Origin of the sequence: Vibrio sp. V39_P1S14PM300, from assembly GCF_009904765.1 — a bacterium.
Classification (GTDB): Bacteria; Pseudomonadota; Gammaproteobacteria; order Enterobacterales; family Vibrionaceae; genus Vibrio; species Vibrio proteolyticus.
Window position 1 is genome coordinate 1 of record NZ_WXWP01000006.1, and the last position, 12,925, is coordinate 12,925.

The 12,925-nt window shown below is 53.8% G+C and carries 11 protein-coding genes; 3 read left to right on the top strand and 8 right to left on the bottom strand.

The features are described 5' to 3' along the window. Nucleotides 1–871, top strand: an 871-nt coding sequence (locus tag CAG65_RS00530) for a LysR family transcriptional regulator (protein ID WP_161451432.1), incomplete at its 5' end; no start/stop codon positions are given. An 84-nt stretch (nucleotides 872–955) separates the two neighbouring features. After that, nucleotides 956–1,378, top strand: coding sequence for an alternative ribosome rescue aminoacyl-tRNA hydrolase ArfB (arfB, locus tag CAG65_RS00535; protein WP_161447481.1), 423 nt, complete (start codon nucleotides 956–958; stop codon nucleotides 1,376–1,378). Here the strand turns inward: arfB and CAG65_RS00540 are convergent. Further along, complete coding sequence (locus CAG65_RS00540) at nucleotides 1,375–2,373, bottom strand: GlxA family transcriptional regulator (RefSeq protein WP_161451434.1); 999 nt, start codon at nucleotides 2,371–2,373, stop codon at nucleotides 1,375–1,377. The two genes, arfB and CAG65_RS00540, sit on opposite strands and share 4 nt — an antisense overlap. Nucleotides 2,374–2,507: 134 nt before the next feature. Here CAG65_RS00540 and CAG65_RS00545 point away from each other — a divergent pair, with 134 nt between their 5' ends. Then, a complete protein-coding gene (locus CAG65_RS00545) occupies nucleotides 2,508–3,281 on the top strand; it encodes an MBL fold metallo-hydrolase (RefSeq protein WP_237668707.1) in 774 nt (257 codons plus the stop codon). 38 nt (nucleotides 3,282–3,319) lie between these two features. Here the strand turns inward: CAG65_RS00545 and CAG65_RS00550 are convergent, their stop codons facing one another. The 7 genes from CAG65_RS00550 to CAG65_RS00580 form a co-directional block, all read right to left on the bottom strand. Further along, nucleotides 3,320–5,593, bottom strand: coding sequence for a glycoside hydrolase (locus CAG65_RS00550; protein ID WP_161451436.1), 2,274 nt, complete (start codon nucleotides 5,591–5,593; stop codon nucleotides 3,320–3,322). Nucleotides 5,594–5,673: 80 nt separating this feature from the next. After that, nucleotides 5,674–6,498: a DUF2861 family protein gene (locus tag CAG65_RS00555; RefSeq protein ID WP_161451439.1), complete on the bottom strand. Its 825-nt coding sequence runs from the start codon at nucleotides 6,496–6,498 to the stop codon at nucleotides 5,674–5,676. After that, on the bottom strand, nucleotides 6,495–7,145 hold the full coding sequence (locus CAG65_RS00560; protein WP_161451440.1) for a response regulator transcription factor: 651 nt from the start codon (nucleotides 7,143–7,145) through the stop codon (nucleotides 6,495–6,497). The genes CAG65_RS00555 and CAG65_RS00560 overlap by 4 nt, the downstream gene beginning before the upstream one ends. Beyond that, on the bottom strand, nucleotides 7,142–8,551 hold the full coding sequence (locus CAG65_RS00565; RefSeq protein WP_161451441.1) for an ATP-binding protein: 1,410 nt from the start codon (nucleotides 8,549–8,551) through the stop codon (nucleotides 7,142–7,144). Before CAG65_RS00565 ends, CAG65_RS00560 begins: the two co-directional genes overlap by 4 nt. Nucleotides 8,552–8,712: 161 nt before the next feature. Next, nucleotides 8,713–10,596 (bottom strand): PhoX family protein, encoded by a 1,884-nt coding sequence (locus CAG65_RS00570; RefSeq protein ID WP_161451443.1) that lies wholly within the window; start codon nucleotides 10,594–10,596, stop codon nucleotides 8,713–8,715. A 555-nt stretch (nucleotides 10,597–11,151) separates the two neighbouring features. Further along, the gene (locus tag CAG65_RS00575) at nucleotides 11,152–11,985 is read right to left on the bottom strand and encodes an arginase (RefSeq protein WP_161451446.1); all 834 of its coding nucleotides are present in this window, start codon (nucleotides 11,983–11,985) and stop codon (nucleotides 11,152–11,154) included. A gap of 19 nt (nucleotides 11,986–12,004) precedes the next feature. Beyond that, a complete protein-coding gene (locus CAG65_RS00580) occupies nucleotides 12,005–12,739 on the bottom strand; it encodes an IclR family transcriptional regulator (RefSeq protein WP_021706744.1) in 735 nt (244 codons plus the stop codon). Between the last annotated feature and the right edge of the window lie 186 nt (nucleotides 12,740–12,925).

Below are 12,925 nucleotides of genomic sequence, written 5' to 3' on the forward strand. Positions count from 1 at the left end.
GTTCGTCACCCTGCTTGACGTGGGCCATTTCACTAAAACGGCCGAGAAGCTTTACATGACTCAACCCGGAGTCAGCCAGCACATCCGTAAACTGGAAGACGCCTGTGGCCACGCCCTGATTCTCCGTGACAAGAAAAGTTTCCAACCGACCGAGCAGGGTCGCCTGGTGTACGCCTACGCAAAACGGTGTCAACAGCAGGAAGCGGCCTTACTCGACAACCTCAGTTTTGACGATCCATTTCGTGGAGACTTTACCCTCGCGTGTTCCGGTTCACTGGCATTACAGATTTACCCGCTACTGCTGGATTTACAATGTAAATATCCTCAACTGATTCCACACGTCGAAGCCGCGCCCAATCAACGGATTCTCAACGCCGTGCAACAAGGAGAGATCGACCTCGGCATTGTGACTCATTTACCCAATCCGGCGCTGTTCGATGTCGATGTGCTTGGCCACGAGCCTTTGTGCCTGATCGTTCCGGCCAACACCGAGTTCGCAAGCCACGCCGCTCAATCTCTGCAGGACTTGGGGCTTATCCGCCACCCCGATGCGGCGCACTATCTGTCGCTCTACTTTAGCCATTGCGGTGACCCGGAACTGACCGCAATGAATATTGACACTATCCCAACCTCGGGCTACATCAATCAACTCAGCCAGATCCTCGTGCCAGTCGCGAAAGGCATTGGCTTTACGGTTCTACCAAAAAGTGCGTTGAACAGCTTCTCTGCCCGCAAGCAGTTGGACGTTTATCAGGCGCCTCAGGCGGTACAGGAAACTTTGTATCTGGTGAAAAAACGCCACCGCGCACTGCCGGCACGTTTTCACACCGTTCTCGACGTGCTGAAACAAACCATCGCTTACAGCGAGTAACCTGTACGCCCCACTGATCGCCACTCGCAACTTGGCGTTGGCTTGATTAGAATAACCACAGAACACACGACCAACAGCAGGCTTATGCTTAAGATATCCAACACCGTTGAACTGGCCGACTGGGAGATCGAACTGTCCGCCATCCGCGCCATGGGCAGTGGCGGCCAGAACGTCAACAAGGTGTCCAGTGCCATCCATCTGCGCTTTGACATCCAGCGCTCGACGCTGCCCGCGATTTACAAGGAGAAATTGCTCGCCTTGTCTGATTCACGGATCACCAAAGACGGCGTCATCGTGATCAAGGCACAAACGTTCCGTACTCAGGAACAAAACCGCGAAGATGCGCTGAATCGCCTCAGAACTCTGATCTTGTCAGCCATGGTAGTGGAGAAGAAACGTAAACCGACCAAACCAACCCGGAGCTCACAGCGCAAACGGGTGGACGCGAAAAAACGCACTGGCGCGACCAAATCGCTGCGCGGCAAAGTCTCCTACTCATCCTCCTAGTTGACGTGCACTCCCTCGCTCTGAAACGTGCGGCGCCACTCTTTAGGGGTGACAGCAAAGCGCTGTTTAAACTTATCGCGAAACGCAATCACTGAACTGAAGCCGATTTTGTCGGCAATACGTTCAATCGTCAGATCCGTCGACTCCAACAGTTCCTGCGCCAGATGCAGACGCTCAGCCGTCAACCATTGTCCCACTGACATTCCGGTGGCTTTCTGGAACTGGCGGGTAAAAGTCCGCCGGGTCATCATCACCGATTCGGCCAACGCATCCAGACTGTGCGCCTGCTGAATGTCCTGGCGTAAACGGCTCAACAGTTGGTTGATTCGGACGTCTGCGGTTTTCTCCGGGATCGGACGCTCAATAAACTGCGCCTGTCCCCCATCCCGGTGCGGCGGGATCACCATACGTCGAGCCACTTTATTTGCCACAGCGCTGCCATAGAATTTGCGTAACACATACAAACAGCAATCCAATCCGGCAGCAGTGCCTGCCGACGTAATCAAACGCTCACTTTCAACATACAATGAGTTGGTGTCGAGGTGCACCTGAGGAAAGCGACGGGCAAAATCCTGCTCCACTTCCCAGTGCGTCGACGCTTTTTTGCCGTTCAACAGCCCCGCATAGGCGAGCACATAGGCACCCAGACACAACCCTATCAACATCGCGCCGCGTCGATGGGCGTCTACCAGAGCGTCCAGCAGCACCGGATTAGGTCGTTCAGTGTGGCTGCGCCAATATGGGATGATGATCACGTCTGCGTGTTGCAGTGTTTCCAGTGCGTCTAAACGGGTGAGCGCCATACCAATATCCGAACCAATCGGTCCGTCTTCTCCGGCCACAATTGACAGTTCAAATAACGGCTCTCGTACACTGCTGCGACCAAAAATGATGGCCGGGACAGAAAAGTGAAACGGGCTGAAATGGTTGAAGGCCACAATGGCAACCTTAGGCAGTGAGCGTGGAGGTTCCGGTGTCGTGTCGGTAACAAGCATTGGCTTTCTCGGGTGAGTTCTGGTGCCGATCAGTATAGCAACTTTGTCCCGATTTATATCAACAATGTCCTTTGGGACAATATTTAACAGCGCCGTGACTCAGGATAATGGCGTTAAGTTAACAAGAGGAAGCCATGATGAAATTCACCCAAGTACGCAATGCCACCGTTCAGATTGAATACGCCGGACAACGTTTTCTGGTAGATCCCGTGCTGGCGGATAAAGATGCCTATCCCGGCTTTGAAGGCACACTCAACAGTCACATTCGTTGGCCGACGGTGCCGCTGCCGATGGACAGCGCACAGATTCTGGACGTTGATGCGATTATTCTCACGCACACGCATGCCGATCATTGGGATGAGGCTGCGATTCAGTCTGTTCCCAAAGACATGCCGCTATTGGTACAGCATGACGCGGATGCCGAGTTGGTGCGGAATGCCGGTTTTCGCAACGTGTCGATTTTAGGGGAGCAAACCCGCTTCGGAGAGGTCACTTTGTCGATCACGACTGGTCAGCACGGCTCCGACGCCACCATGGCGCTGCTTGGTGAGCGCCTCGGCCAGGTGAGTGGCGTGGTGTTTCGTCACCCAAGCGAAAAAACCACCTACCTCGCTGGCGATACCGTCTGGAACTCAGACGTCGAGCACGCCATTGCACGGTATCAACCTCAGGTGATCATTCTCAATGCGGGCGATGCGCAAATTCCGGGGCTTGGCGCGATTATTATGGGCAAGCAAGATACCTTAACCGCCCATCGCGCGGCACCTGAGGCCACCATTATTGCCACACATATGGAAGCGGTAAACCACGCCGTACTCAGCCGCGAAGAATTGCGCGAGTTTGTTACGTCGCATCAGTTGCAACAGAAGATTCTGGTGCCGGATGACGGCGACAGCTACACCCTGTAAACAGGGTAAGCAGAGGCAGGAGGAGACGTGTGCTCCTCTTACCCAGTTTTATGGGGTGGCACGGTCAGCGGCAAACTGCGCCAGCGCAACGTTTTGCCATTACTCAGTTGCGCCAACAGTGTGCCACCAGGCAACACCTCACCCGAGTCCAGCTCGTACGCCTTAGCTGAGAAGTTGGCCGTCAGTTGCGAGCCATCACTAAAGCGGGTTTGTTGTACCTGACCAGACGTGTCCAGCCACACAAAATCGACCAACGCCTTATCCCATAACACCTGATGCAGCGGCGCGAATATTTGCTGATAGTGCTGTAATTGACGAATGCGCGGAGAATCTGGGGCACTCGCCTCGTCACGACTTAGATGCACCATTGCTGGCGTGTTGTACAGCATCGTTTGCAGATCCCGTACGGTTTTGACATCGGAAAACTTGAGGCTGTCAGTATGCCAGTGATGAGAGTTGATCACCTCGTCATGGAACACTGCCTGATACAGGGGCACTTTGAACTGAGGGGCAAACAGCAGCTCACGGTACATCGGCTTGACCCGCGCTGACTTAAAAAAGAAATCGGGTTTCTCATCCGGATACCAGGCTCCTAAAAAATAGGGCGACTGGCGCTGCGTGGTCATCGCCGGATCCCGCCAGCCAAAGCCCACCGTTTCCATCCCGTGCGCAAACACAATTCCCGTCGTCGTCAGGGCGTTGCCATCTTCAGAGCCCAGGACCACCGGTTCGTTCGTCGCCAATGTCGTCATCCGCTGGTTAAACGCCTGCAACATCGCGCTTTCACTGCTTTTGGCGTGGTAATCTTCCCGGGCCATGGCCGTGGCATCCACATCGAGGAACAAACTGTTGAAACGTCCATAGCGCAGCACCTCACGCACCCGGTTTTGTACGTAATCCATCCTGCAGGCAGGATTAAGGTAAAAACCATGGCCGCGAAACCCGGTCTTTTTGCTGCCGTCCGCTATTTCAATCGCGCACTCTCGGCGCATTTCGTCCGGCAGTTGGGCGGTCAGCCAGCTGTCATTCACGCCTTTGTCTATCGCGGTATTATACGAATCGTACACACCGAGCAGATAACCCGCCTGTTTCATCTGATCGACGACCTGTGGCTGATAAAACGCCGGCATCCAGTTATCCAACCCAATCCAGAGTTGGTTAAGTCCGGCTTGTTGCAGCGTCGTAACCATCTTCGATGACAGCCCCTGCCCCCAGCTTGATGGCGGATGAAGATAAACGCCAGCTTGCTCAGTGAGCCACTGTTTACGCTGCTGCGCTGTCAGATACTGTTCCCGGACTGTACCGTTATCCGCCGGTGATATCATACGGTTAAGCGCCTGATTGATATCAGCCACCAGCAAGCGGCGATGATAAGCACTCATCCACTGTTGTTCGTGTTTCCGATCGGTCAACTCTTGGCGGACGGTTTCAGACGGATGCAGAATCGGCTGGCGAAAATACCAGTTTTTCAGCCCCCACCAATCGTTCACGTCTTCCTGTGCCAACAGATCACGACCAAACAGGTAGACATGGCTAGCCCCAATGAGCTTTTCTACCAGCGGATTAACGCGCCGTTTGTCCGCCAGAGACTGACGCAGTCCCTGTTGGTCGCGCCAGCGGCGATACGCCTTGGCACCGTCGAGTGCGTGATGGCCCAGAGAGATCGCCAGCGTGAACGGCTGCGTTTGATTAAGCGACGTAAACTGATGCCTGGCAGTCATCCCTAATGTCCCGCCACTCTGCGAGAAAAACAGCTGGTTATTGGTCGGTTGCGTAAGGTGATAACTGATAAACCGTGCGCCCTGCTGAACACTCCAGAACGGCATCTTCAGATCCTGGGTGGTGTTTGACCCAGAATGATGCTCGATAAGATAGCGCGCCCAGCCAGCATGGCGGATGGGAATACGCATGCCTTCATCCAGTGGCAGCAGCAGTGTTTGGCTCTGTTGCTGAGCCAGCTCAAACCAGTTCAGCGAAACGGGCTGCGCACGCGCGACTGCGCGATCCTGTGGCCAACTGAAACTCAGTTGCAGCGCGTGTTCCAGTGTCGCTGACACCCGCACTCCACTAGGCAGCAACCGCCACTCCGCCTGAGTCGCGCTTTGGCTCAGCATGTCAGCCTGTTGAGGAGTATCATTGATGCTGAGCGCATCCTGATTGACCAAGAGAAGCGCATCTGAAGTCTGTACGCTGATGGCCAGCGTTGCCGGGTCAATATGCCAGGTTTGCTGAGCACGGCTGAGCGTCAGCGCTTTCGTTGGTAAGGCAATGGTTAAGGCCAGTACCCCAGCGAGTAAAATTTGAATTTTCATCGGGTTCTCCGCGTTATGAACCGCCTGATTAAAGCGGCACTGCGGATCACCAATGTCACCTATATGTCTTTCTTACGAACTCAGTTCACCGGCTGAGTCAGGCGCTGAACCCGATGAATGCGAATCGAGCCCTGGTACTCGCTCTGCATCACACTGACACTTTGCCAGCGCGCCTGCTGGGGTGCGGGAGGAAACACATTTTCCGTATCAGCGGCGACAGGCTGGGCATCAAGTAATTCGAACTGGCGATCAAAATACTGCCATTGGGCCTGAGCGGGGGCACAACTGGAGGTGGTCGATGGCAGATTCAGTGACACACGTTGTGGATCTCGAACATCGGACTCGGCCCAATGGGAAGACTCGGAGGCAGCAATCACCAGCGGCACACTACGCCCATCGATCGTCAGAGCATAGAGCCCCGAAGCAAACGGCGCCAGCAATTCTGCACTTTCTGCTTCCAGATAGTCCTGCTCCCACGACCCACTGCCCACAGGCTCGAATGCATGCTCAAGCAACACGTTGCCTTGTGGATCGCGCAGTATGATCATGACGGGCCGACGCAACAATTCCACGGCAATTTTGACCTGATGGCCGCGAAAACTCTGGTTGGTTTTATCGATGAACGATACCGTGACAGCGGCTGGCACAGACAGTGACAATGGCAGCGCCTGACCGCACTGAGTACGTGACAGGATGACCTTCTTCACCGCCAGCCAATGCTGCTCATCGATTGAGTGTGACTGCAGCGCCAGGCTGAGTTCATGCCAGGCTAGCAGCGGATGTCCCTGCGCCAACTGCTGGTAGGTATTTCGCAGCTGCGTGGGGGCGAACCAAGCCTCTGACGCCGCGGCAAGGGAGTGCGGGGCTGACCACATCAGCAATCCGACAAGCGCAATACGTTTCATTGTTCTGCTCCTCTCAGACGGTAGCCGACCCCACGCAACGTCTCAATGGCCAAACCGGGCAATTTTTGTCTCAGATGCAGAATGTGATTATCGACGGTTCGCGTGGTTGGAAAACTCTGATAGCCCCAAATTTTATTCAGCAATTCATCACGGTGATAGACGCGATCGGGATTCTGGAGCAGCAGCACCAGCAACTGAAACTCTTTCGGTTTGAGAGTCACCGCCTGACCGGCTTGCATCACAGCGCGGCGCGCCACATCCACTTCCAGATCCGCGTAACGAATCTGGCTGCTGCCTACCGAGCGCAGTTGCACTTGTATGCGCGCCAGCAGCTCTTCATGGGCAAACGGTTTGAGCACGTAATCATTGGCACCGGCCTGTAGCCCTTCAACGCGCTGACCGACCTCCACCCGGGCCGTCAGGATGATCACCGGCACGGCTTTGCGCATCAGCCAGTGCGGCAGCAGGCGCAAACTATCGCCGTCTCTCAATTGACGATCCAGGATCACCAGATCCGCACCATACCAGTGCTGGTCGACGTTTTCGCTGCCCGTTAACCACTGGCACTTATATCCCTGCCGGATCAGATAGTCATGCAGACCAGCTCCCAGCAGGTTATCGTCTTCAATCAACAGAATCGTTTTCATAACGGTAGTTCCAGAATACAACGGGTCGGACGGCGACGGACCGTCAGTTGTCCGCCCATACGGATCATCAGCCGCTTGACTAACTGCAAGCCCACCCCCATGTTGTCAGACGTCACGGGACGGCGGCGCCACAAACGTCGCCATTTGGGTGCGAAGTCCCCACAGTCAGAGACTTCAATTCGCAGCGTTCGCAACACCGACACGTCCACTCGCACTGGCTCGGCGCCATGCTGTAGTGCATTTTTCACCAAGTTAACCACACATAACCCCAACCAGTAATACGGCAAGGACACCTGCATGTCCTGCTCAATGTGCAGGTCGACCGGATAGCCTTGCAGGCAGTGGTCGAAAAAGTCTGACAGCCAGGCTTCATGACACCTGAACGCGTCATCGTCCTCCGGGCTGAGATAACCACGGCTGGTATCAGCCAACTGCGCTAAGCGCTGATGATCCGCCATCAGACGCCAAAGCGCCTCCTGCCCTTCGGCCGACATAGTGTCAAATTGTTCACGCAGCGCGTCTACCGTCAAACCGAGGCTGGCGATCGGCGTACGCAGCTCATGAGTGAGCAGTTGCAACACAAAACGCCGCTCGCGAATATGTTGGTAACGCACCCACAACGCACGCAGCAGCAATAAAGCCACCAGCGCCAGACTGACACTCAGCGCTGCCGACAACCATATGACCTCCGTACTCACCTGAGTCAGACACAAGTTGCCATAGCGGTAGTCACACCCGGACTGAGCGCGGCTGAGCTTCAACCCGAGTTGGTCTGCCAGAGGTCGCCAGTCTTCGGCATGCACTGCACGCCACCCGTCGTCACTGCTCAGCCACAATTGTTGCGACGGCGCCAGATAGGCGCGATATCCGCGCAGCAGTGCATCAACGCCTTCACGTCCGGGGTCTTGCCATAAATGATGCAAAGGATGGCGGACGCTGGCCAGCGTCAGTTGTCCGACGTGCCGGGCTGCAAAAGTGGCCTGCTCATCCGGCTTCAAACGCGCTAAATAGCGCTCAGCATAACTGCCACCGGCGGGATGGCGCCAGTCCGGGGAGCGAAACCATTCTTCGGTTAGCGGCGTTTTGCGGCACAGTGCCCGCTCAAATTCAACCGCACGGCTCAAGATCGCGGGCCACGGTTCGGTGGACTGACAGGTTTGTGCCAGCTGATGGAGACGTTCAATCATCGGCCAGTCGAAACGTGAAAAGTCCGGGTACTGGCTGTCACTGGATAACACATCGTCAGCATAGTCCCCCAGTTGATACGCAGCCACCTCACTTATCGCCGGCAACACCAGCGCCTGCTGATAGAAGCGCTGCCATTGTTGCAACGGTGCATCGGCGGCGTGAATCTGCGGCGGCGCCATCAGAACAATCAGGGGGAGCAGTACACGTGCAGCGGACATCGGTAATTAAAATTGGGTGAAAGATGAGCTCATCGTAGCGCCAATCAGCGCAGAAGTGTAACCTCAATGTCAACAAACCGAGTCCCGGCGCTCCTTAGGCAAACGGCCGAAATGAAAAAAGGGAGCGACCGCTCCCTTTGCTTTCTCCCGATACATTGCTGTTATGCGCCGATCACACCGCCATCGTCACGGGTGATCATCATGATGGTTGAACGCGGCTTGCTGTTTCCACCATAAGGGAAGTGCGACGGCGCGCCGTCTTCTCCCGGGTGCTGCACTCCGACAAACATGGTTTTGTAATCCGGGCTGAACGTCAAACCGGTGATTTCACAGGCAACCGGCCCGGTCAGAAAACGGCGTACTTCGCCGGTCTGCGGGTCACCACACAACATCTGGTTGTTACCCTGGCCGTCAAAGTCTCCCTGATTGGAGTAATTGCCGTCAGTCTGAATCCACAGGCGTCCAGCTTGGTCAAAGCCGATGCCGTCCGGGCTGTTAAACATATTGCCTGCATTGATATTGTCACTGCCTGCGTACAAATCGCCACTGTGCACCGTCGGGTTACCGGCAATCAGATACAGGTCCCAGTCAAACTCCTGATGGGTGTGATCGCCACTGGTCGGCATCCAGCGCAGGATCTGACCATAATGGTTTTCTGCGCGTGGGTTAGGGCCACCCACGGGTTGGCCGTCCTTCACGCCACGATGTTTGTTGTTGGTCAGTGTACAGAAAACGTGCTTTTCATCCGGATGCACCGCCACCCATTCCGGGCGATCCATGGTCGTTGCGCCCACCAAAGTGGCCGCGCGACGGGCAAAAATCAGCACTTCCGCTTGATCGTGGAAACCGTTCTCTGGGGTCAGACCATTTTTACCCAGCGTCAGCTCGATCCATTGTCCTTTGCCTTTTAACTCCGTACCATCGATGTCGAATTTGGCGACATATAAGGTGCCCTCTTCAAGCAACTTACGGTTTTGGGCATCTTTGCCCGGGCGATAACGTTCTTTTGACACAAACTTGTACAGGTGCTCACCGCGCTCATCATCTCCCAGATACACGACCACATGCCCATCGGCATTCACCACCAACGCGGCATTTTCGTGTTTGAAACGGCCCAGTGCCGTGCGTTTCATTGGTGTCGACTTAGGATCATTTGGATCAATTTCCACCACCCAGCCAAAACGGTTGGCTTCATTCGGATGCTTAGCGACGTCAAAGCGTTCATCTGCCGTTTCCCACTGATACCCACTGGGTTTCGCAGCGATGCCATAACGTGTCTGATCGTCAGTCAGTGTAACGTCGTCTGCGCTGGTGCCGAAGAAGTCATCAAAATTCTCTTCACAGGTCAGGTAGGTGCCCCAAGGCGTCTGCCCATTGGCGCAGTTGTTGAACGTACCCAGCGGTTTGCGACCCGATGGATCGGCTTTGGTTTTCATCCATTTATGCCCTGCGGCCGGGCCGGTCAGACGCATTTCCGTATACGCGGTAATCCGGCGGTTACGCTGCCCGTTAAGATCCATCTGCCACTGACCGCCTTGCTTGACGATCTCAAACACCGTCACACCCACGGCAGCCTGTGCTTTTTTCACGTCGTCTGCCGTCATTGTCTGCCCCTGATGATAAAACAGGTATTCGTAGTTGGTGTATTCGTTATTCACAGCGATCACTGCACGCTCTTCGGAGATCGGGAACAAACTCATGCCGTCCGTATTGTCGCCAAATTGTTGAGCCTGAGTCTGCGCATCCTGTTTACCATTGGGAGCAAACGCCGGGGCATCAGGGAAGATCGGATCCCCCCAGGAGAGCAGTGGTGTGGCTCTGTAGCCTTTAGGCACCACAAAGCTGTCCGCTGTCGAGGCGGGAACCGCTTCAAAGTTCAATAACTGGCTAGCCGATGTACCAGCCGCAACGGCTTTGGCAATCGGGTTTAATGACAAAAAGGCTCCGGCACTTACCGCGGCGGTTCCAGCCAAAAAACGGCGGCGAGAGAGTCTCGCTTCGATCATCTGACTGAATTGAGAATCTTGCTCATCACGCTTCCACATCACTTTCTCCTTGATATAAGGTCGGCTTTTTTAGTGAGCACACAATAGATGAGCAACGTGACGCTTACGTTAAGCTTTTGTTTCTGTTAAATAACAGCGGATTTCGCAGCGCTTAGTAACAGCAAAGTGATGCCATCGATCTTGAAAAAACGAGATCCAGTGCAAATATTATCTACAAATCCGCTAAATTTTGGTGTATTAGTGTGATTTAGATCCTAGTGATCTTGAGGATTCACAGCTACATTGATTTGCGTACATGATCAACTCATCGTATTTGTGAGCTCAGTGAAGAGCGCCCACTATTTATCAGTGAGGGATAATTATGAAGAAAATGAGAAAAGCTCAATTACATCGAATTCGTATTCAATACTGGAAAGACACAAATAAAGACACGTCTGACAAAAAGTAATTGAGATATCCGCAGAGAAGCTGGCCTGAGTGCCAGCTTTAATATTTTATGGCCGTCACAAAACCCGTCGGTTATCCGATGGCGACACACATCCAGCCTAATGACGGAAGCATAAAAAAACGCCCGTGATGGATGCTTGCTCGGTATTATGCCGCACAATGGGTAGTCGGCAACATCGTGCTGATCTCATCGAGGATCAGCTTGGTCTGCTTGGAAAAGATCTGTTTCTCTTTTTTGCCCGTCAAATGCACCAATCGCACTTTTCCCGACATCAGGCACTGCCGGATCATTCGCAAAACCATCTGTACTTCCAGGTGTTCATCACCATGTAAGCCAGAATCCGTCATCACCGATTCCAAATCCACATCGAGGATCAGATCGTCACAATGAGACAAATAGGTGGCTAGTTGGTTTTTGACTTGGAAACGGTGACGGAACTGACACTCTTCCAACGTCATCCAGTCGCAGCCTTGATCTTCGGCGTATTCAAAAGTTTTACTCTTCACCCGACTTGGATCAATGCCAAGACAAAATAATCGGCAATCAGGGTAGCGAGACAACGCAAAATGAAATGCCGACCCACGACACGGTTCAAGTGTCTGTTTCAGTTCAAACCCACGATTAATGCTGACGATCCCCAGTTCACGATTGCTGAGCGACACTGCCGGCAAGCTGCGCAGCACAGTTTCATGCGTGTTGGTCAATATCACCGGAAGGACGCTCTGGCTCAGATATTGGCTTAAACGTGCATGAAACGGCTGCACACCGGTTTGTGGCAGAGAAAAGTGCCCACCACAGAGGTAAGGTGAGCGGGACGGATCCTGGTACAACCACTCAAACGCCAGCTCCAGCGACTGCTCAACCGTTTCAAATTCCACCTCTGTCATCGGCTTAATTTTTTCGCACACAGTGAGAAAAATACCACTTTGAGAGGCCAGCGGCATTACCACCGGTTTGTGTCGTTTGAATAGTCCTAGCATGTCGCTTACCTTTGTGCCGTTATCGTTCTGGTGGCAGGGCCCTTGATGCCTGCAACACGTGCAAAATGATCCGCTGTTTGTCCCTTTGTACACGATGAGCAGGCGCCATCACCGACACCGCGCCAACCAGTTTGGAGCCCTTCATCACCGGAGCACTGATGCCCGAGACTCCAGGGTCAATTTCTGACGTACTGACCGCATACCCCTGTTTGCGAATCTGCTCCAGCTCACCCTGCCATTCGTGCAGTCGGTGCGCTTCGCCAAAATGGCGCAGGATTTTTTCGCATCTCGATGCAGGCATAAAAGCCAACATCACTTTGGATGAGGCACCACGTAGCAGAGGTTGACTTTGACCCTGGACGTAGCTGCAACGCAGTGCCTGCATACTTTCTTTGCGGCTGACACACAATGCGCGGTAACCCACTGGCACCATGTACGCCGCCATTTCTCCCGTCTGCTTTTGCAGACGGCAAAGCACCGCTTCGACCGCATCGAGGTTATGAGGGCTGGTCTCATAGCTTCGCATTAAAAGCAGTGCTGCCGGACCGATGATCAAGGTTTTGTCGTGCGGACTTTCCTCAATCAAACTCCATTCTTTCAGCAACTTCAGATGTCGGTACAGGCTGCTAAGAGGTACATTCAACTGCTCGCTTAAGGTTTTGGCCTGAACTGGCTCATCGTTCACAGCCACCTGCATCAGCAATTGCAGTAATTTCTCATTAACCTGGCCTGCATTCTGTCTTGGTTGTTTCATACCTGTGTTGTAGCTCCGTCGATCTCATGTTTCAAATGATATTCTCAAACGACAAGAAAGGAACGTTTTCTTATATTGTACTTTCCCATTAAATGAGAATAAAAACAAAATTAACACAGCGGGAGGTATTGGGGAGATTGTGAGCGAAATGGTGGGATTAAAAGCACTCCATACGCAATATAAAAC

What these genes read in the sequence shown, in the direction of transcription:
- CAG65_RS00560 (WP_161451440.1), bottom strand. Translation starts at nt 7,145, where the DNA reads ATGAAAACGATTCTGTTGATTGAAGACGATAACCTGCTGGGAGCTGGT.
- CAG65_RS00540 (WP_161451434.1), bottom strand. Translation starts at nt 2,373, where the DNA reads ATGCTTGTTACCGACACGACACCGGAACCTCCACGCTCACTGCCTAAG.
- CAG65_RS00565 (WP_161451441.1), bottom strand. Translation starts at nt 8,551, where the DNA reads ATGTCCGCTGCACGTGTACTGCTCCCCCTGATTGTTCTGATGGCGCCG.
- arfB (WP_161447481.1), top strand. Translation starts at nt 956, where the DNA reads ATGCTTAAGATATCCAACACCGTTGAACTGGCCGACTGGGAGATCGAA.
- CAG65_RS00575 (WP_161451446.1), bottom strand. Translation starts at nt 11,985, where the DNA reads ATGCTAGGACTATTCAAACGACACAAACCGGTGGTAATGCCGCTGGCC.
- CAG65_RS00545 (WP_237668707.1), top strand. Translation starts at nt 2,508, where the DNA reads ATGATGAAATTCACCCAAGTACGCAATGCCACCGTTCAGATTGAATAC.
- CAG65_RS00555 (WP_161451439.1), bottom strand. Translation starts at nt 6,498, where the DNA reads ATGAAACGTATTGCGCTTGTCGGATTGCTGATGTGGTCAGCCCCGCAC.
- CAG65_RS00550 (WP_161451436.1), bottom strand. Translation starts at nt 5,593, where the DNA reads ATGAAAATTCAAATTTTACTCGCTGGGGTACTGGCCTTAACCATTGCC.
- CAG65_RS00570 (WP_161451443.1), bottom strand. Translation starts at nt 10,596, where the DNA reads ATGTGGAAGCGTGATGAGCAAGATTCTCAATTCAGTCAGATGATCGAA.
- CAG65_RS00580 (WP_021706744.1), bottom strand. Translation starts at nt 12,739, where the DNA reads ATGAAACAACCAAGACAGAATGCAGGCCAGGTTAATGAGAAATTACTG.